The organism is Subsaxibacter sp. CAU 1640 (assembly GCF_023156585.1).
Classification (GTDB): domain Bacteria; phylum Bacteroidota; class Bacteroidia; order Flavobacteriales; family Flavobacteriaceae; genus JBPOFM01.
The window spans coordinates 482,356-502,016 of sequence record NZ_JALNMI010000003.1; the positions used below are offsets into that span (position 1 = coordinate 482,356).

Consider the following 19,661-nt stretch of genomic DNA (forward strand, 5'->3'; position numbering starts at 1 on the left):
TACTTTTGAGTATGCTCGAGTCTAAAGATAAAAACTGGAAAGCCAGACTACATGAGATCATCTATGAAGCTGATACTCCTGAAGGCAAGCTGTTTGATATCATCCTATTGATAGCAATCATTGCGAGTATTGCATTGGTAATGCTCGAAAGCATCAGAGGTTTTGATGTTAAATATCATGATTTTCTCGATACATCAGAATGGATTATAACCATTCTTTTTACACTAGAATATATCGCGAGAATCATTTCTGTAAAGCGGCCATGGAAGTATATTTTCAGTTTTTATGGTATCATAGATTTTCTTTCAACAATTCCTAAATATATCTCTATCATATTTGTTGGTACGCACGCTTTAGTGGCATTGAGAGCTTTGAGGCTACTTCGAATTTTTAGGATATTGAAATTGGCACGGTATCTAGGCGCTTCAAACATGCTTGCTAATGCATTAAGGGCAAGTCGTGCTAAAATATCAGTATTCTTATTTGCAGTGCTCATAGTCTGTATCATTTTTGGCACATTGATGTATCTTGTAGAAGGTGAGGCCAGTGGTTTTAGCAGTATTCCTGTGAGTGTTTATTGGTGTATTGTAACATTAACAACTGTTGGCTTTGGAGATATAGCTCCGGTTACACCTCTAGGACAGTTTATTGCAGCCGTTATTATGGTTTTGGGATATGGTATTATCGCCGTACCCACAGGAATTGTTTCTGCTGAATACGCCGCTCAAAAACCAAAAGAAGGCGAATTAAAACCTGCTCAACCATTGGTTCATCTTAATTCGCAAGCATGTCCAAGCTGTTCGGCCGAAAGACATAGAGATGATGCCAAATACTGCTACAAATGCGGTCATTTCCTAGAGGATTATTCATGACACTTGATGAAAAAAGAAAAGTATCTCATAAGTATTGTCGGTCCTACAGCTATAGGAAAAACGGCTTTGAGCATCAAACTTGCCAATCATTTTAAAACGGAAATCATTTCTGCCGATTCAAGACAGTTTTTCAAAGAAATGTCAATAGGGACTGCGGCTCCTACTTCATCAGAATTGTCCGCCGCCAGGCACCATTTTATTCATCACAAATCTGTAAAAGAAGATTATAATGTTGGTGAATTTGAAAGAGATGCCATTGAAAAGCTCAACTATTTGTTCAAGGAGCATGATGTTGTGATAATGGTAGGTGGGTCTGGTTTATATGTCGATGCCGTGGTGAATGGTCTTGATGATTTTCCAAATATAGATCCAAACATTCGTGAATTTTTGAATCTTCAACTTGAAACGAATGGGCTAGAGTATCTACAGAATAAATTGAAAGAATTAGACCCAATTTCTTATCAAAACACTACTATTGATAATCCTCACCGCGTTATCAGAGCGCTCGAAGTTTCCATCGGAACTGGCAAGCCTTATTCTTCTTTTTTAAATCAAAAGAAATCGAACCGAAACTTTAACACCATCAGCATTGGATTAGATGCCGATAGACAAACTATTTATAATCGTATCAACTTGCGTGTTGATAAAATGGTGAAGGAAGGGCTTTTAGAAGAAGTGAAAGCGTTGCTTCCAATGCGGCATTTGAATGCATTGAATACTGTTGGGTACAAAGAATTATTCCATTATTTAAATGGTGAATGTACATTGGAATTTGCCGTTTCAGAAATAAAGAAGAACTCAAGACGATTTGCAAAACGCCAACTCACATGGTTTAGGAAGAATAAAAATATACTCTGGTTTGATTTTGAAAGTGATATAAAAAATATCATCAAAGCCATTGAAAATCAAATCGAAAAGGTGTAATACAAATGATTTATTTTACGCCTTTTAGAAAATAAATTTAAAAAACACTGAATTACAATGAATTAATACTACATTTGCAACTAATTAATTTTTTAAATTTTATTATGAGTAAAGGTACCGTAAAGTTCTTCAATGAAACTAAAGGTTTTGGTTTTATCACTGAAGAAGGAAACAACAAAGAACACTTTGTACACATTTCTGGTTTGATCGATGAGATCCGACAAGGAGATGAAGTAGAGTTCGAATTAACCGAAGGTAAAAAAGGATTGAACGCAGTAAACGTAAGAGTTATATAATACTTCCGCTTAAACTTTTTAAAAGAAAAAGCCTATCAGTTCGATAGGCTTTCTTATTTCCAGTCATTTCTAAACTGAAAATATATTTTTTATGCTTTTTGATTGACAACCAATCTAAAACCTTCACCATGAATGTTGAGAATCTCTACATTCTCATCAAGTTTTAGATATTTACGCAGTTTGGCAATATAAACATCCATACTTCTGGATGTAAAGTAATTGTCATCTCTCCATATTTTAGTCAAAGCCAACTCACGTGGCATCAAGTCATTTTCATGAAGAGCCAATAATCGCAACAATTCGTTTTCTTTTGGAGACAATTTTACAGGTTCTTTGTCCTTGTATTGTAAAAATCTCAATTTTGAATTCAATTCAAAGCCACCAATTTTGAATTCGGTCTGTTTGCTATCTGCTACGACATCTGTTGCTTTACGTTGCATGATAGCCTTGATTTTCATCAATAAAACCTCACTATCAAACGGTTTGTTCAAATAATCGTCCGCCCCTACCTTATATCCTTTCAATACGTCTTCTTTCATTGCTTTTGCAGTAAGAAAAATGATTGGCACATCAGCATTTTTCTCCCTGATTTCTTTAGCGAGGGTAAACCCATCTTTATAAGGCATCATAACGTCTAAAATACATAGATCGTAATCGTCTTTTTTAAACTTTTCAAAACCCTCCATACCATTCTTTGCATGAACAACTTCGTAGTCATTCATTGCAAGATAGTCCTTTAAAACGGTTCCGAAATTTGGATCGTCCTCAACTAATAGAATCTTTTTGTTTTGTTCTTCCATAATTATGATATTAATGGTAGCTTAATTGTAAAGGTACTACCTTTTCCTTTTTCACTTTCTACTGATATATGTCCTTGGTGGTCTTCGACTATACGTTTTACATAAGCCAATCCCAAACCGTGTCCTTTTATATTATGTACATTTCCAGTATGCTCTCTATAGAATTTTTCGAACACCTTTTTCTGTACCTGTTTTGACATTCCGTTACCTTGATCGGAAATCTTTAATAAAATGTTGGTTCCTACAAGCTCTGTAAAAACATCTATTTTTGGTGCGTTATCAGAGTACTTAATGGCATTGTCTAAAATGTTAACAATAACATTCGTAAAATGAGTTTCATTTGCCAACACTGATGACTTTTCAGCATCCAAATGCGTTTTAATATAACCTTGTCGATCTTCAACTATCAACTCGACGTGAGTGATGGCGTCATGAATTAAATCATGCAACTTCACCCTTTCTTTACTGATATTCAACTCGTTCTTCTCAAGCTTCGAAATACGTAGCACGTTTTCAACTTGTGCATGCATACGCTTATTCTCGTCTTTAATCATATTTAAGTATCGCATCACTTTCTCTTGGTCATTGATGATTTTTGGATTTTTTATCGAATCCAAAGCCAAGTTAATTGTTGCAATGGGTGTCTTAAACTCATGCGTCATATTATTGATAAAGTCAGACTTAATCTGCGAGATTTGTCGTTGCTGAATCAATTGATGAATGGCACTACCAAAGGCAAAAATGATAATAGACGTAAAAACTATTGATAAAATGGTCATCCCCAAAATATTCCGAAACAAGAACTTATTTCTATCAGGGAAATTAACGTACAATCTATAAGTGCTTTCGTTGTTGTTATCCAGAAAAAGAGGAACACCATAAGTGGAGCCCTTAATCATTTCAAAGTTGTTCGATTGCACCTTTGTTGCTAAATCCTTATCATAAATTGCAAATTCGAATTCTGTATCAATACCATCATCGTGCAACTGCCTTTTGAGCATATTTTCAACATCTTCTATCGAAACCCTTTTATAAATTGGGTAATTTTTAAATTGATCTCTGTATGTAGTTTCAAAACGTTTCTTATCAAGTTCTGATAACTTACTAAATTCAAAAACTTTCTTTTCCGAAGGAATATTTAAATTTCCTTCGATAGGATTTCGATTGTAAATGGTGGTTTCTCGCTGACTGGATGTTCTACTGATACTTACGCTGTCTAAACCAATGTCAAGGAACAAAGATGGTACTTTATAACTTTCCTCTAGAATTCCGTTTCTGTAAATAATTGTTTGATTTTGGGATGGATCTTCAGTGATAATGCGCAACTCACTAAAAGCTGTGGAATCTGCAACGGCTCCACTGGCAATAAGTCTATACATTTTTTCAGAAAACCTCTTGAATTCCTTGTCTTCAATAGCATCAGAAACAAAACTCAAAGAACGTTTGGCGTTGAGTGTGAATTGATTTTTTTCGTTTTGTAAGCTATTGTTAATGAAATATACTTGAACGAAAATTATACCAATGAGGGATAGACTCATTAACACAATCAACATAATGAAAAGCTTTTTGCCCATCATTCAAATTTAAGATTTTAACATTTACCATTAGATGCCTTTAACCTTACCTTAACAAAAATGTTAACAGCTAGAATTTGCTTATCTTTTCCAGTATTTGTCTATGTATAGCTATTACTTGTTTTTTGGTGTTTTCTAAATATTCATTAACAATCACAAAGTCTGATTTTTTGATTTTCTCTTCATCTGGCATTTGATTATTGACGATATCAAGAACTTTCTTTTTGGTTGTATTATCTCGATTCATTACCCGAGTCATTTTATCATCAAGACTCGCCGTAACTGTAACGATATAATCATAATCTGATTCTTTCTTATGCTCAAAAATTATTGCAGCCTCTTTAATAACATATTTAGAATCTTGTTTTTTCATCCAACGAATGAAGTCTTTGCCTACCTTCGGATGCACAATGGCATTCATTTGATTCAGCAAATTAGTGTCATTGAAAATCTTTGAAGCGATGAAAGGTCTGTTCAATTGGTTTTCTAGATATGCATCGTCTCCAAATAATGCAATCAGCTTACGTCTGATTACTTTTGAAGTATTCATAAGTCGTTTAGCCTCTTTATCGGCTATATAGATAGGAACACCCATATCTTCAAACATCCTTGCGACCGTAGTCTTACCGCTGCCAATACCGCCTGTCAATCCTACAACTATCATTCGATTATGATAAATTCAATTTTATTTTGTTTCATTCTGGTACTCTTGACAAGCTTTGGCTTTTGAACCAATTGAGGTATCATGAAGGTTTTGTCGGTATTTTTCACATTTGAATAATCACATACCACTTTGAAATCCAAAGCTTTTATTTTTTTATAATCTTCCAGACTTACGTAATATGCCACAGTAACTGTTTTTGGAAAATAATTGATTTTGATATTGCTGGGCATATTCTCAAAGGTCACTGGAACCTCAAAGGTACCTTCTGTAAATTTTTGAACGGAACCAGACACATTGACCTTTGATTGGCTCAACTTTACATTCTTTAATTCCTTGTCGAGCGTTAAATTAACTATTGCGCTGATCGGCTTGTTTACATCGTTAAGCTTTAACTTGGTTGCCATCACCCTGGAAATTTTTTCGACAGACTTCTTCGGCCCAATAACCTTAATGGAGTCTGGCTCAAGTTTAAGGCTATCCAATAAATCGTAACCTGATTCGTACGATATTTCCGTATCCAATTTTACAGGCACGGTTTTGACGGTCATAACTTCATAAGGAAAATTTAATGAATCTGGTTGAATGGATAGCACTTCTATTTTTGAGCCAAGTTGGTTCTCTATTTTGGACCTACCTTTTTTAGTATCATATGAATATAATAATCCTTGTTCTTTAACTTCTTTGTTAAAGTCTACAATCAAATTATGTCTGTAAAAATTTTGAGCCAACAAGCTAAAACCATATGCTTTCACTTTTACCTTAACGATAGAATCGAAATCGGTAGAAATACTGTGCTGTTCTGGAACGTTGGTATAAGACACATGAAAAGTTACGATTTCAGTATATGATTTTGACAGTTTTACAATCACTAAAAACAAAAAAGATAACAGCAAAAAAAAACTAAAAACATTGAGTTTTTTGCTTTTAATAGATTTAAACAATTTTGACTTTAATTTAGTAACCATTTTCAAAAAATAAACTTGGAAAGAGTGCTTCAGGTGATTTTTTGACTAATTTAAGTTTTAAAGTTGACTTTAAAAACCCATAACCATAACCGAAAAATTGAATAAAAATTGCGAATATGCATTGTATGGCAATAAAAAAACTTTTAGTTGATATTAATGCCGCCACAAATACCGCCACAAAATAAAATGAAAATAACAAAAACAGCCACTTTATCTGGAAGATTAAAAGTGTTAATGACACTAAAAATAAAAGACTGAAGACAGTTGGGAACCAATATGTGATTTTAGTGGTTTCAGGATGCCAAAAATTTAAAATTGGACGCACCGAACCAAATTTAAAAACTTGTCTGTAGAATGTTGACCAAGAAATTCTACGCTTATGATACACAAAAGCATCTTTAAACAAAACCGTTTTATAACCAAGTTTGTTCAATCTTATTGCCAAATCTGGATCTTCACCGGGATGAATACTTCCAAATCCACCAGAATCTTCAAAAGCTCTTTTTGATATGCCCATGTTAAAACTTCTTGGTTGAAAATTCTTTTGCTTCTTATTCCCTCCTCTAATTCCACCTGTTGTAATAAATGACGTCATGGCAAAATTTATTGCCTTCTGTAGATTTGAAAAGGATTCATGTGCAGCATCAGGACCTCCAAAACAATCAACATAATTTTCTTGAAGATTTTCTTTAACAACGTCTAAATAATTTTCAGTCAACAAGCAATCAGAATCCAAGATGATGTAATAGTTGCCTTTAGCTTGTCTCATCCCAAAATTTCTAGAATCACCAGGCCCTGAATTGTCTTTGAAAAAATATTTGATGTTTAGATTTGTCTTAAACAAATCAATTATTTTATCGCATTTAATGTCAGAACCATCCTCTACAATAATGATTTCAATACCTTCAGCTCCCTTTAAAATTGTAAAACTATTCAAAAGTTCCTGAACCTCATCAGGTCTATTAAATACTGGAATTATAAACGAAAAAGTCAAAGCATTCATACCATACAAAGGTAACTAAAGAAAACACAAAAGCCACCATATGGTGGCTTTTGAAAATTTAGTCTATGTTAAAATCTATTGCTTAATAACTCTAACTGTTTCAGTAGCATTATTAATTGTCACTTTAACAAAATAAGCACCTTCTTGTAATTGACTCATATCTACATTGCTTTCTAAAGAGTTTGGAGCCGTTCTCAAAACTTCTTGTCCAAGCATATTATAAATAGATACATTTTGAATGTTGCTTTGGGCTTTTAAGTTCAACTCATCATTTACAGGATTAGGGAAATAAGTAAACGAATTTGGGTTCTCTAATTCATCTACAGAAAGAGTAACACAAGTTACCGCTAAATGGAAATTGCCAACATCATCAGAATCATAACCCCCAACAGCTATGTAATAAGTTGTTGTACCATCTGATGTAAATGTTGTTTCAGCAGCCCAGTTCTCCGCTGATCCACCACATTCGTCATATCCATCATCTACCAATGTTAGGTTACCAGAAGTACCTGTGTAAACAAATATTTCAGTATCAAAATCAGTTTGTGCAGTACCACAAGTAGATAATGTTATTTCTTCAGAAACACCAGAACCAGTGTAAGAATACCAAACCCAAGGAGAATCATTATCAGCAAAAGTATCATCCTCAATCGTGGCTACACTTGGAGCATCTGATTCGTCTTGTGTCGCATCTATAGTTGTTCCTGTAACATCATCACCACAATTTAATGCAATTGCATTTGCGAACAGGTCATTTGCTGGAGGAGGTCCAGTAGTAGTAAAGCTATATGGTCCAACCCATTCACTTGTACCGTCTGCATCACAATCTGTTTGAACATATAAGTCATAAGCAGTTGTGCCTGTCAAACCATTCACAGTATCAGAAGTATTTGCAGTATTTCCAACAATTGCGCCAGCAGTGCCTTGAGGCGTACCATCAGGCTGAACTTCCCAGTTATATCCTATTGGTGTACCTATTGTAGGAGCATCCCATGAAATATCTGCACTCATTTCAGCTACGACCGCATCTAAATTAGAAGGTTCTCCACAAGCAGGAAATGGTGTGCAAGATGCAGTAATACTAAAGTCTAATCCTGGATTTCCGTTAATCCAATTTCCAATTCTTATAAAGTATTCAGTTCCTGAATCAGCATCAAAACTGAGCAACACTGGGTTTTCTCCTGAACCTGCACTCTCGAAACATGTCGCTAAAGTAAACCCGGCGCAAGTACCATCTGTACTGCTGTAAACTTCAACTTGAGCGCCTTCTCCAGCAGTGGATGAATTCACAGTCAAATCTACTGTGGAATCATTGCCGGTAAATTGATACCATACATCATTGCCTATTGAGCCTACACAAGAAGTACTGGCACCCCCTGTCGCACTAATAGTTGTTCCGTTTAAAGGTTGATTGCATGCTAAACCAATTGCATTTGAGCATAAATCATTAGACGGTGGTGCAGGTGGAGTTCCGACACAAATGTTAAAATTGGTCTGCGCTGTTCCTGTACCTGACGCCCATCCATATACTCTAACGTAATAAGTAACGCCCGATGTCAAACCTGTTAAATTGAGAGTGTTCGGGTCACTAGTAGCCGTAAACACTAGGGATGCACATCCTCCAGTCCCATCATAAACACCAATTCCCATATCGGTAGATGTCCCTACCACAGCCACTACATCGGACAAAGAAACTCTATGTTCTGCACCAGTTGCAACGAAAGAAAACCATACATCATTATTTGGCGTTCCAGATACATCGTCAGCTTGAGGTGATGCTGTTGCCGATACAGTGGTACCAGCAGTAACATTCCCACAATTCAAATCTGCATTAACAGTCAAAGCAACCGCATTGTCGCATTCATCATTTGATGGTGGTGCAGGTGGTGTTCCAACACAAATATTAAAATTGGCTTGAGCCGTCCCTGCGCCAGAACCCCATCCATATACTCTTACATAATAAGTAACACCAGCTGTCAGACCTGTCAAATTAAGTGTATTTGGATCGCTTGTAGCTGTAAATACCAATGAGGCACATCCTCCTGTTCCATCATAAACTCCAATTCCCATATCTACCGAAGTTCCAACAACGGCAACAACATCTGTCAATACAACTGTATGTGCTGTTCCAGTAGCTAAAAATGAAAACCAAACATCATTATTTGGTGTACCAGAAACATCATCTGCTTGCGGTGAAGCAGTAGCTGCCACGGTAGTACCTGCCGTAACAGTTCCACAACTTAAATCAGTATTAACTGTTAACGCAACGGCATTATCACATTCATCATTTGAAGGTGCTGTAACTGTCAATACTCCAGAACCATTACCATTATCTCCCCATTCACCTCCGAAAGAACCGTCTGCTTGGATTCCTCCATAAGTGTAGAATCCTCCATTAAGTCTCCATCTACTCGCATAATAATAAGTTCCTGTAGCAGATATAGAAGCTCCTAAATTTAAGGAATACTCATCATTATTACCCACTTCGGCATTAAAATTCGCTACTATCCAAGTCCATCCAGCACCACTTGGATCCGTGTCCGCTGTACTATACCCAATCCAAGCTTCAATTCCTGGAGCTTGACCTGCTGTCACATCTGTCAATCCAGCTTCATACGCTTGCGCATAAACTTCAAATGGAGATCCTATTCCAATATTCCCATTAGGTGGCCATTGTAAATTATAATAATCTAAAACATCCGTAGGTGGGGTTGCTGAAACAATTGTAGGAGATTGAAAACAAAACCCCCAGTTCCAATCTGTTCCAGCAGGATTATCATCATATGAAATTCTATATCTAAAACCAGCCAATTGAGTAGATGTAAAACTGGAAATATCCAAAACAGGACTCACATAAGTTTGCGAAATTCCTGTACAAAAATCGTCGTCAACCGCTGTATCTGTGCCCAAAGTATCAAATGAAGGTCCCCAATTAACCCAAGCAGAACCATCAGCATCCCAATATTGGAACACAAGTTCGTCATCCGCTAGATAACGATATACGTAGTCAGCAGAAACTGTCAACCATACCTCGCCTGCATTAAAGGCGGTGGTTAAATCAATAATTGGGGATTCAGCGGCAATATTGTCTTCATGAGATCCTCCAGCATCATCATCGTCAAAAGCAAAGTTAGCAGTAGTTGTTGGATCCGATTCAAACGCTAACGGATCTGTGCTATAATTCCCTGTAACCGTCCAATTGGCATTGGGCCAATTCGCATTTTGATTTAATGTTTGCGCAATTGTAAAATTTGAGAACGCAAACACCAATAAAAGAAAAGAAAATAATGTAATTTTTTTCATGAAAAATTAGTGTTTAAATTGTAGATTATTTGAAAGCCAAAAGATAATCATTAAAAAAGTATTTCTTTAGTTAAAAATCCCCTAACCGATAAACGGCAAAAATCATCGGTAAAACATATGATATTTTTATAAAAAAAAGCTGTCAAAAATGACAGCTCTTATTTTAAGATGTAAAATTTTTATTGTTTTATAATCCGAATTGTCTCTATCAAATCGTTAATTGATACTTTTACAAAGTAAGCACCGGTTTGCAATTGATTCATATTAATAACAGTTTCAAGAGTATTTGGTGTGGTTCGCAAAACTTCCTGTCCTAACATATTAAATACTGATATGTTTTGAATATTGCTTTGAGATTTAACAGTCATTTCATTCTTTACTGGATTAGGATAGTAGGCAAAAGCATCAGCACTTTCAAATTCATTTGTTGATAGCGTTGCATCATTCACCTGTATCGTAAATGTACCTTCGGTTCTAGCTTCGGATGAGGTTCTTGGCGCAACACCATCACTCCATACTCTGATAAAATATACGTTATCTTCTACTAATCCTGTTAGATTAAACGACTCTCCTCCATTTCCTTCTTCACATGCAATAGAATCATTATCTAATTGTGTACAAGCATAATCAGCTGGATTAGTAATGTTTACATCGTACACAGCCACATTAGCCTGATCTGAAGATCCCGTTATAGTAGTTACAATACTCACATCCGTATCAGTGGCCGTAAAATAATACCAAACATCCGATTTGAAACTAAATGAATCACATGTGGTATCATCTATATTGCCAGTAGAATTATCAGTTGCACCAGCCGTAGTTCCACTTGTTGGCGTATTTAATACTAGTTCAATAGCATTTGAACAAAGATCATTTGGTGGTGCAGGAACACTTTCTGAACATGTCAAAGTCAATTCAAAGTCTCCGATGGCTGCACCATATCCTTCAACTAGAATGTAGTATGTTGTTGCACCATCGGATGTGAACGTGCCGTAAGATTGGACACTATTCATCTCACAAGTATCGGAATCATCATTGAATAAAACCTGCGCTCCTGCGGTTAACGAACAATCTGTATAAACTCTGATAGCAGTGTCATAGTCTGAATTACACAAGGAAACCGTGATATCTTCAATATTCCCAGAGCCTGTGTAAGAATACCACAAATCATCGGCGGCATTAGAGTTTCCACCACTATCTGTAGCTCCTAATGTCGAACCTGTGACAGTTTCATCACATATCAAAGCTATAGCTCCAGAGCATTCATCATTTGGAGCTGGTTCTGGGGCATTGGTTAAATTAGTATAAGAAGTGGTATGGCAATCTGTATCTTCTCCACATGTATTATCGTTGTTCCAATGCACCTCCACATTTGAGACGGTTGCAGTCCAATTCAAGGGTGATACTCCGTTAGCTAATACGGTTGTACCATCAGCTGCATCAATAACAGTGACATAACCGTGACTGCCATCATTGTTAAGAGTTATGGCTATTTCATAATCTTCACCTACAGTAAAGCCAAGAAGATTAGAATACTCACCGGAATAGTTACAAGTCGCTACTTCATGGACAAACCCATCATTATTAATAGTAACATCAGTTGTGGGATACAATTCTGCATTTAAACATTGAGCATTAAATTGCCAAGTAAAGGTTATCATGACAATGATTAAAAAAGTAATTTTTCTCATAAATTGGTTATTTTTATTAATAATAGTTTTGAATGCTCAAGTTATTGATTAAATAAAACATAAACAGTAAATTAAGAATCAAATCGTTAAAAAACAATATAAATTCGTTATCACGTCTTATTCTTCCTTCGTGAAAGTATCCATAACAGCATCACTGACACCCATATTACTAAAACCTCCATCATTAAATAAGTTTTGTAGTGTGACTCGTTTTGTTAAATCACTAAAGAGTGTTACAGTATAATTTGCGCAGTCAAGAGCTGTAGCATTTCCTAATGGTGACATTTTATCTGCATAGGCGATAAAACCATCAAAACCTTTAACGCCTTGTCCAGCAGTTGTAGGTGTTGGTGATTGAGAAATAGTGTTAACACGTACTTTTTTATCTCTTCCAAAAAAATAACCAAAGCTTCTTGCAATACTTTCCAAATATGCTTTGTTATCAGCCATATCATTATAATCTGGAAATACGCGCTGTGCTGCCATATAGGTGAGCGCAACAATACTTCCCCATTCATTCATAGCATCTGCTTTGTAAAGTGTTTGCATTACCTTATGGAATGACATTGCGGAGACGTCCGTTCCTTTCTGGGTCCAATCGTAATTTTGGTCCGTGTAATGCTTACCTTTTCTAACGTTTATAGACATTCCGATGGAATGCAATACAAAATCCAATTTACCTCCAAGGATGTCCATTGATTGCTTCACAAGATTTTCCAAGTCTTCTATGGAAGTGGCATCTGCAGGAATAATTTGAGAACCTGTTTTTTCAGCCAATTCATTGATTTGTCCCATTCTCATCGCAATTGGCGCATTTGTCAAGACAAATTTTCCTCCTTCTTCATGAACACGTTCAGCTGTCTTCCATGCAATTGAATTAGCATCTAATGCTCCAAAAATAATTCCTCTTTTTCCTTTAAGTAAATTATATGACATAGTGTGTTTTTTATTGGTTTTCTAATAGTTTTAGTAGTTTCCTAATCGTAAAAGATTCTAATTTATCAAAGTTAATAAAACTTTAAACTTTAATTTCAATCTTTTCAGTTTTAATTCAAGAGTTGTTTGGCATGGGCTATTGCCGATTCTGTTAATTTGAAGCCACCAAGCATTTGTGCAATTTCTACGATTCGATCTTCAGAATTCAGTTTTTTCATTTGAGTGACGGTAACTCCATCGACATCTTGTTTAAATACTTTATAGTGAGTATCTCCTTTCGCTGCAATCTGTGGCAAATGAGTGATGGAAAAAACTTGCATTGAGTTGCTCATTTGTTGCATGATAAACGCCATTTTATTTGAAATTTCGCCAGAAACTCCAGTATCTATTTCGTCAAACATAATTGTGGGAAGTTGAATGTATTTTGATAAAATAGATTTTATTGCCAGCATAATTCTCGACAGTTCACCACCAGAAGCACTTTTTTTGAGTTCATTGAAATTGCCTCCTTTATTGGCCGAAAACAGAAATTCAAGTTCGTCTGAACCATTCAAATAATATTTTTGACCTTGATGGAGTTTGATGTTAAATCTTGAATTTGGCATTCCTAAAGTTCCAAGGATTGCTTCCAACTGCTCAATGAGAGTTGGAATAACAGCTTCTCTGTTCTTATGGATAGTTATAGCCAAAGTATTCAACTGTTCATTTATCGTTTTCAACTCTGACTCCTTTTGCTGAATGACAGCATCCAGGTTTTCTGCATCATTTATTTTAGCGGCAAGTTCCTCTCGAATGCTTATCAACTGGCTTTCGTCTGATACTGAATGTTTCAACATCAAATTATGATAAATCTGAAGCTTTGAATTGACAACCTCCAATCTTTTGGGGTCAGCTTCCAACGATTCCCGAAGCGCTTCTATCTCACTAAAAATATCATCCAATTCTATCAAACTGCTATTGATGCGCTCAAAAACTGATTGATATGCTGTCCCATAACTTGTAAGCCTGGAAAACTGTTGCTTTAATTCGGTTAAATTATTCATTAACCCAACTTCCTCATTACTCATCAAGGCATTGGAGTTTGATAATTTCTCCTTGATGTCTTCAATATTATTTAATGTTTCATACTCTTCCTCTAGAGCATTCATTTCTCCAACCACCAATTTAGCATCTTCCAGTTCTTTCAATAAAAATGAATTGTAATCGTGCTCCTTGATGGCTTCAGATTTCTTTGACTGCAAAGTTTTCAATTCAGTTTGAAGTGAATTATACGTTGAAAGATTTGATGCATATTTCTCTAAAATATCACCATTTGAAGCCAAAGCATCTATGACCTGAAATTGAAAATCATCGTTGGTGAGCTGCAAAGTTTGATGTTGAGAATGGATATCCAACAATCGTTCTCCCAAAAGTTGTAAACTGTCAAGATTTACAGGAGTGTCATTGATGAACGCTCTAGATTTTCCAGATGGAAGGATTTCTCTTCTGATGATTGTGAGCGGTTCATAATCTAAATCTTCTGTCTTAAACAGTGGTTTGAGATTATAATTCGCCAAATCAAATGTGGCTTCAACAATACATTTCTCCGTAGCATTTTTGACATTGCTCAAATCGGCACGTTTTCCTAAAATCAATGATAAACCACCCAATAGAATGGATTTTCCTGCACCGGTTTCACCTGTAATGATAGTCAAACCATTGGTAAAATTGACCTGTAAATGGTCAATCAGAGCATAGTTTTTTATGGTGAGTGAGGTTAGCATTTTATTATTTCAGGTTGAAACATATGTAGATTCCAGAACAGAAACTGATAATCCTAGAATGTAATCGTTCTCCATTTTGAAGAGTACGTTGGCGCTATTCTATTAAGAACATCAAGAACAGAAGTTACGTTGACACTCGGTCCTCCGCTAAAAATATCAGATATTTCATCTGATTTCGCATCAAAAAATACACGAAGAAGAAATGAGTTTGGACGTCTTTGATTCATGGTATTCAAATCGCTCATCAAAGAAGCAATTTTTTCCTTTCCAGCTTTAGGATTGTCAGCCATGACGTCGAGCCCGTTGATATGGTAATCATACATCACGCTTCTGTATTCTTTATATGTTGGTGATAAAATGTTGTCAATCAGAATAAATCGCGTTTGAAGTCCATCTTCCAATTTCCAACCTTTGAAATTGCCTTGTTGTGAATAGTTCAGAATTGTTTGCGCTTGCCTAAAATATTCATCACCTCCATTTAAAGCGAATGTATCTGCATCCAAGCCTAAAATCATATACACATGAAATGCCAAAACCGATATCAAATTTGACTCATACTGATTGGCATTATAGAGAAGGTTTTGGAATTCCAAATATTGAAAATCAAAATTCTTATCATTAAAGTTATAGACAGGAGTGCTATAAGTAGACTTGAATACAGGTCGTGAAGATTGCACTTGTATCGAAGCCTGAAAATTATCAGTATCATAGTCGGTAATGATAATGTTCATGGAACATTCTATTTTTTCCTGTGCTTTATAATTTTTATTGGTCCATTTGGTATTGTTGATGAACTCTTTTAATTGACGCTCCAAAGTTTTAAACACCTGAACATTTTCATTTCCTGTTTGTTGAGCGTTGACAACGATGTTGCAATTCAATTCTTGAGAAAATAATTGAGAGGCAAACAATAGGGCTATTAAAAATATACCTTTACGCATGGATTTGCTTTAAAATTTGATTCAAAATATCATTGGCAACTTCAGCTTTGGTCTTTAGGTCATGCTGAATAATGTCATCACCATCGGTTATAAAAGTAACTTTATTTGTTGAACCTCCAAAACCAGCACCTTCATCCTTTAACGAATTTAAGACAATTAAATTTAAGTTTTTGGATTTCAATTTTGATTTTGCGTTTTCAATTTCATTATTTGTTTCGAGTGCAAAACCAACCAAAAACTGTTGCTTCTTAATTGCTCCCAAAGATTTAAGGATATCTTTAGTTTTTATCAATTCAATGGAGAACGTGTCTTCTTTCTTTTTTATTTTGATATCTGATACATTTTTCGGTTTGTAATCTGCCACAGCAGCGGCCAATACTGCTATATCAACTTCATCAAAATATTGATGTGCAGTTTCATACATCTCTTCAGCACTGGTGACATTAATTACTTTGATGAAACTGTGGAAAGCTTTTTCGTTGGTTGGACCTGCAACCAATATAACTTCCGCACCAAGTTGAGCAGAAGCTTTTGCAATTTCAAACCCCATTTTTCCACTAGAATGGTTTCCAACAAATCGTACAGGATCTATGGCTTCATATGTTGGTCCAGCTGTAACCAGCACTTTCTTCCCTTTCAATGGAAGCTTTTCTAAAATATCATTTTCAATAAAGCTCAAGATATCTTCTGGCTCTGCCATACGACCTTCTCCCACCAAACCACTTGCAAGTTCTCCACTTGTGGCAGGAATCATAACGTTGCCATAGGACTTCAAAATTTTAAATGACCTGATGGTCGATTCGTGCTTGTACATATCCAAATCCATGGCTGGGGCAAAATATACTGGACATTTAGCCGACAGATAGGTTGCCATCAAAAGATTATCACAAATACCGTTCGCCATTTTGGACAAGGTATTGGCCGTTGCAGGAGCAATGATGAAAAGGTCTGCCCATAAGCCTAATTCAACGTGATTGTTCCAAACAGCATTTTCATCTTCTTCATTATAAAAAGATGAGTGAACAGGGTTTTTAGATAAAGTTGAAAGAGTTAAAGGTGTTATAAAGTCTTTAGAAGCAGGCGTCATAACCACCTTTACGTTAGCGCCTGCTTTTATAAATAACCTGACGAGATTGGCAGTTTTATAGGCAGCAATTCCGGCGGTAATGCCTAGAAGAATGTTCTTGCCGCTTAAAACTGACATCTATTATGAATTTTTTTCGTCGTCTTCAGTGTTTCTGTAATAAATCTTGTCGTTCAACCATTCTTGAACTGCAAGAGCATGAGGCTTTGGTAATTTCTCATAGAATTTAGAAACCTCAATCTGTTCTTTGTTTTCAAAGATTTCTTCCAAACTATCATTGAAAGTTGCGAACTCTTCAAGTTTGTCAACCAACTCTCTACGGATGTCCGTGTTGATTTGTTCTGCTCTTCTAGAAATTACGGAAATAGCTTCATAGATGTTGCCTGTAGGAGCATCAATCTCATTTCTGTCATAAGTAACAGATGTTACAGGAGCGTTTGTTTTCTTTAAATCCATCGTATCTTAAAATTAACTTTTTGTATTGTATTGCTGTGATAATGTTTGTAATTCGGCACTCATTTCATCAACGTCTGATAAGTGAGTTGAATTAGGGTATGACTTTTTAAAAGAGTTGTAAAAAGCCAATGCATTATTGACACGTGCTTCTTTTTTTCTTTCTGAACTATTGATTGCCAATTTATAGGCAGCGTCCAAGCGGTAAAACATAGCTTCTTCTCTAAAACTTGTTCCTGGAAACTGCAGTAAAAAATTATCAAATGACTTTATCGAAGATTCGTAATCAGTGATAAGGTTATATTGCTTCGCTATTTCAAATTGCTTTTTCTCAAGTTTATAATCCAATTCTTTAACCATCTCATTTACTTGAGATATGTATTGAGATTCTGGATATTTGTTGATGAACAACTGTAATTTCTCTAATGCTTCGTGGGTTTCTTTCTGCTCTTTACTATAAATCGGAGACAATTCGTAATAACTTTTTGCCGAGAGAAACAAGGCCTCTTCTGCCTTTTCGCTTTTCGGATAAGCAGTTTCAAATTGTTCAAACCTATATGAAGACAGATAATAATCTTTCATCATATAAAAGCAGTTGGCATGCATATACATAAGCTTCTCTGCTTGAGGCTTTCCTCTATATTGCGGAACGATTTGTTCGAAAAGACGATTAGCTTTGTTATATTTTCCTGCTTCATACAGTTCTGTGCCTTTGGCAAATTTCAATGACACATCTTCTGATTTCAGTGCTTTTTGATATTCACTACAAGAACTTAACGTGATGATTATTAAAAGAGTAACTAAAAAATTCTTCATATTAAAAAAACAGATTGCAAAAGTACGTATTTATAACGTATTATAAAATAAAATTTTATCGCTAAAATAAGGCTCTCAACAAGCCCAAAAACATGTTTAAGTTATTTTTAACTTTTGAATGAGACTTGCATTAATCACATGAAATAATAACTCAAGTCTATTTCATCTCTTTGACAATCTTCTTTATCTTGGCTTTCAAAACATCCGAAGCTGGCACCAATGGCAATCTCACTGTGTCTTTACAGAGTTTTAAAGCTTCCAAAACACCTTTAATTCCCGCAGGATTGTTCTCTTCAAAAATGGCGCTAGTGGCATCCATCAGATTAAAATGAATATCATAGGCTTCTTTAGCCTTTCCTTCCAAACCTAATTTTATCATTTTAGAAAATTGTTTTGGAAAGGCTTGTCCAATCACCGAAATCACTCCTGCTCCACCAGCAAGAACCACACTTAACGCAAGGTCATCATCTCCAGAAATAATCAAAAAATCTTCTGGCTTATTTTTTAGTAACTGTAAATATTGTGCTACACTATTTCCTGCTTCCTTAACTGCAATGATATTCTCAAAATCATTTGCCAAACGCAATGTTGTTGCTGGGAGCATATTTGAAGATGTTCTTCCTGGAACATTATACAAAATCACTGGTAATGGAGAAATTTCAGCAACTGCCTTGAAGTGCTGGTAAATTCCTTCTTGTGTCGGTTTACTGTAATATGGGGAAACAGATAAAATGGCATCAATATAGCTCAAGTCGGTGGTTTGAATTTCTTCAATAACTTCTTGCGTATTGTTGCCACCAATTCCCAGTACCATAGGCACTCTACTGCCATTTGCTTTATGAATAGTATCTATAATTTCCTTTTTCTCTTTTTTCGTGATGGTTACACTTTCGCCTGTAGTGCCACTTATGACCAAATAATCGGTTCCATTTTCAATATTGAAATTCACAATCTTTGCCAACGCTTTGTGGTCAACGGATTGGTCTGATTTGAAAGGTGTGACTAAAGCGACTCCTGTTCCAAGAAATGATATCATTATAATTTATTTAATACGGTTAGATATTTTTTTAATTCGATTTTAAACAATTCAAATTGATTGGATTTTACATCAATTACAAAGTCATAAAGTTTCAAATTCTCATTGGAAATACCGACTTTAAAATTTGCTTTGGACGATGCTGTCACTAAATTCAACTCAACTGAATGCTGATTATAAAAACAGATCAGAATATCAAATTGGGTGTCGATAAAATTCTGCAAATCCATATTTTTAATGGCTCCATTCCACCCAAAATCTTTCGGGCTAAAATATGTGTCCCAAAGTTTATCTGTTATTTTATTATCTTCAACAAAAGTGATGATTTTAGTTTTCGGAGGCAAAATATCCAATTCCTTTGCAAATGTCCTAATGGCATCTAAATCACCAAATTCTTTTAAAGTCAATACAACTCCAATAGATGAAATTTTAGTATTGGTGAATTTTACATTTCTGGAATTTAACAATCTGTTAATATGTTTTTGATTGGATCTTTCCTTAAATGCTTTAAAAATCATTTACTTTTGTTTTGCACAAAGG

At 35.4% G+C, this 19,661-nt stretch carries 18 protein-coding genes; 3 read left to right on the top strand and 15 right to left on the bottom strand.

Annotation, left to right across the window (positions count from 1 at the left end):
- The first annotated feature begins 11 nt into the window (after positions 1-11).
- From M0G43_RS09580 to M0G43_RS09590, 3 genes are all read left to right on the top strand, one after another.
- Positions 12-872, top strand: a complete 861-nt coding sequence (locus M0G43_RS09580; RefSeq protein ID WP_248025496.1) for an ion transporter — start codon at positions 12-14, stop codon at positions 870-872.
- Between the two features lie 6 nt (positions 873-878).
- Positions 879-1,796, top strand: coding sequence for a tRNA (adenosine(37)-N6)-dimethylallyltransferase MiaA (gene miaA, locus M0G43_RS09585; protein WP_248025498.1), 918 nt, complete (start codon positions 879-881; stop codon positions 1,794-1,796).
- 104 nt (positions 1,797-1,900) lie between these two features.
- Entirely contained in the window at positions 1,901-2,092 is a 192-nt protein-coding gene (locus M0G43_RS09590; RefSeq protein WP_248025501.1) for a cold-shock protein, read from the top strand.
- An 89-nt stretch (positions 2,093-2,181) separates the two neighbouring features.
- Here the strand turns inward: M0G43_RS09590 and M0G43_RS09595 are convergent, their stop codons facing one another.
- The 15 genes from M0G43_RS09595 to M0G43_RS09665 form a co-directional block, all read right to left on the bottom strand.
- Positions 2,182-2,892, bottom strand: coding sequence for a response regulator transcription factor (locus M0G43_RS09595; RefSeq protein ID WP_248025503.1), 711 nt, complete (start codon positions 2,890-2,892; stop codon positions 2,182-2,184).
- Between the two features lie 2 nt (positions 2,893-2,894).
- Positions 2,895-4,445, bottom strand: a complete 1,551-nt coding sequence (locus tag M0G43_RS09600; RefSeq protein WP_248025505.1) for a sensor histidine kinase — start codon at positions 4,443-4,445, stop codon at positions 2,895-2,897.
- A gap of 91 nt (positions 4,446-4,536) precedes the next feature.
- A complete protein-coding gene (coaE, locus tag M0G43_RS09605) occupies positions 4,537-5,130 on the bottom strand; it encodes a dephospho-CoA kinase (protein WP_248025507.1) in 594 nt (197 codons plus the stop codon).
- Entirely contained in the window at positions 5,127-6,023 is an 897-nt protein-coding gene (locus tag M0G43_RS09610; RefSeq protein ID WP_248025512.1) for a CdaR family protein, read from the bottom strand. Before M0G43_RS09610 ends, coaE begins: the two co-directional genes overlap by 4 nt.
- 61 nt (positions 6,024-6,084) lie before the next feature.
- Positions 6,085-7,098, bottom strand: coding sequence for a glycosyltransferase (locus M0G43_RS09615; RefSeq protein WP_248025513.1), 1,014 nt, complete (start codon positions 7,096-7,098; stop codon positions 6,085-6,087).
- 75 nt (positions 7,099-7,173) lie between these two features.
- On the bottom strand, positions 7,174-10,401 hold the full coding sequence (locus M0G43_RS09620) for a T9SS type A sorting domain-containing protein (RefSeq protein WP_248025514.1): 3,228 nt from the start codon (positions 10,399-10,401) through the stop codon (positions 7,174-7,176).
- Positions 10,402-10,580: 179 nt separating this feature from the next.
- On the bottom strand, positions 10,581-12,092 hold the full coding sequence (locus M0G43_RS09625; protein ID WP_248025518.1) for a T9SS type A sorting domain-containing protein: 1,512 nt from the start codon (positions 12,090-12,092) through the stop codon (positions 10,581-10,583).
- A gap of 117 nt (positions 12,093-12,209) precedes the next feature.
- Positions 12,210-13,028 (bottom strand): enoyl-ACP reductase, encoded by an 819-nt coding sequence (locus M0G43_RS09630; RefSeq protein WP_248025520.1) that lies wholly within the window; start codon positions 13,026-13,028, stop codon positions 12,210-12,212.
- Positions 13,029-13,138: 110 nt separating this feature from the next.
- Positions 13,139-14,791 (bottom strand): DNA repair protein RecN, encoded by a 1,653-nt coding sequence (gene recN, locus M0G43_RS09635; RefSeq protein ID WP_248025523.1) that lies wholly within the window; start codon positions 14,789-14,791, stop codon positions 13,139-13,141.
- 53 nt (positions 14,792-14,844) lie between these two features.
- Entirely contained in the window at positions 14,845-15,732 is an 888-nt protein-coding gene (locus M0G43_RS09640; RefSeq protein ID WP_248025524.1) for a DUF4835 family protein, read from the bottom strand.
- Positions 15,725-16,936, bottom strand: a complete 1,212-nt coding sequence (gene coaBC / locus M0G43_RS09645) for a bifunctional phosphopantothenoylcysteine decarboxylase/phosphopantothenate--cysteine ligase CoaBC (RefSeq protein WP_248025532.1) — start codon at positions 16,934-16,936, stop codon at positions 15,725-15,727. Before coaBC ends, M0G43_RS09640 begins: the two co-directional genes overlap by 8 nt.
- A 3-nt stretch (positions 16,937-16,939) precedes the next feature.
- Positions 16,940-17,272, bottom strand: coding sequence for a DNA-directed RNA polymerase subunit omega (locus M0G43_RS09650; RefSeq protein WP_248025534.1), 333 nt, complete (start codon positions 17,270-17,272; stop codon positions 16,940-16,942).
- Positions 17,273-17,284: 12 nt separating this feature from the next.
- The gene (locus M0G43_RS09655) at positions 17,285-18,085 is read right to left on the bottom strand and encodes an outer membrane protein assembly factor BamD (protein ID WP_248025537.1); all 801 of its coding nucleotides are present in this window, start codon (positions 18,083-18,085) and stop codon (positions 17,285-17,287) included.
- A 157-nt stretch (positions 18,086-18,242) separates the two neighbouring features.
- The gene (dapA, locus tag M0G43_RS09660; protein ID WP_248025539.1) at positions 18,243-19,121 is read right to left on the bottom strand and encodes a 4-hydroxy-tetrahydrodipicolinate synthase; all 879 of its coding nucleotides are present in this window, start codon (positions 19,119-19,121) and stop codon (positions 18,243-18,245) included.
- On the bottom strand, positions 19,121-19,639 hold the full coding sequence (locus M0G43_RS09665; protein WP_248025543.1) for a DUF6913 domain-containing protein: 519 nt from the start codon (positions 19,637-19,639) through the stop codon (positions 19,121-19,123). The genes dapA and M0G43_RS09665 overlap by 1 nt, the downstream gene beginning before the upstream one ends.
- Positions 19,640-19,661: the final 22 nt, after the last annotated feature.

What these genes read in the sequence shown, in the direction of transcription:
- M0G43_RS09600 (WP_248025505.1), bottom strand. Translation starts at nt 4,445, where the DNA reads ATGTTGATTGTGTTAATGAGTCTATCCCTCATTGGTATAATTTTCGTT.
- dapA (WP_248025539.1), bottom strand. Translation starts at nt 19,121, where the DNA reads ATGATATCATTTCTTGGAACAGGAGTCGCTTTAGTCACACCTTTCAAA.
- M0G43_RS09655 (WP_248025537.1), bottom strand. Translation starts at nt 18,085, where the DNA reads ATGAAGAATTTTTTAGTTACTCTTTTAATAATCATCACGTTAAGTTCT.
- M0G43_RS09640 (WP_248025524.1), bottom strand. Translation starts at nt 15,732, where the DNA reads ATGCGTAAAGGTATATTTTTAATAGCCCTATTGTTTGCCTCTCAATTA.
- coaBC (WP_248025532.1), bottom strand. Translation starts at nt 16,936, where the DNA reads ATGTCAGTTTTAAGCGGCAAGAACATTCTTCTAGGCATTACCGCCGGA.
- coaE (WP_248025507.1), bottom strand. Translation starts at nt 5,130, where the DNA reads ATGATAGTTGTAGGATTGACAGGCGGTATTGGCAGCGGTAAGACTACG.
- M0G43_RS09625 (WP_248025518.1), bottom strand. Translation starts at nt 12,092, where the DNA reads ATGAGAAAAATTACTTTTTTAATCATTGTCATGATAACCTTTACTTGG.
- M0G43_RS09590 (WP_248025501.1), top strand. Translation starts at nt 1,901, where the DNA reads ATGAGTAAAGGTACCGTAAAGTTCTTCAATGAAACTAAAGGTTTTGGT.
- M0G43_RS09665 (WP_248025543.1), bottom strand. Translation starts at nt 19,639, where the DNA reads ATGATTTTTAAAGCATTTAAGGAAAGATCCAATCAAAAACATATTAAC.
- M0G43_RS09615 (WP_248025513.1), bottom strand. Translation starts at nt 7,098, where the DNA reads ATGAATGCTTTGACTTTTTCGTTTATAATTCCAGTATTTAATAGACCT.
- recN (WP_248025523.1), bottom strand. Translation starts at nt 14,791, where the DNA reads ATGCTAACCTCACTCACCATAAAAAACTATGCTCTGATTGACCATTTA.
- M0G43_RS09595 (WP_248025503.1), bottom strand. Translation starts at nt 2,892, where the DNA reads ATGGAAGAACAAAACAAAAAGATTCTATTAGTTGAGGACGATCCAAAT.
- M0G43_RS09630 (WP_248025520.1), bottom strand. Translation starts at nt 13,028, where the DNA reads ATGTCATATAATTTACTTAAAGGAAAAAGAGGAATTATTTTTGGAGCA.
- M0G43_RS09620 (WP_248025514.1), bottom strand. Translation starts at nt 10,401, where the DNA reads ATGAAAAAAATTACATTATTTTCTTTTCTTTTATTGGTGTTTGCGTTC.
- M0G43_RS09580 (WP_248025496.1), top strand. Translation starts at nt 12, where the DNA reads ATGCTCGAGTCTAAAGATAAAAACTGGAAAGCCAGACTACATGAGATC.
- miaA (WP_248025498.1), top strand. Translation starts at nt 879, where the DNA reads ATGAAAAAAGAAAAGTATCTCATAAGTATTGTCGGTCCTACAGCTATA.
- M0G43_RS09650 (WP_248025534.1), bottom strand. Translation starts at nt 17,272, where the DNA reads ATGGATTTAAAGAAAACAAACGCTCCTGTAACATCTGTTACTTATGAC.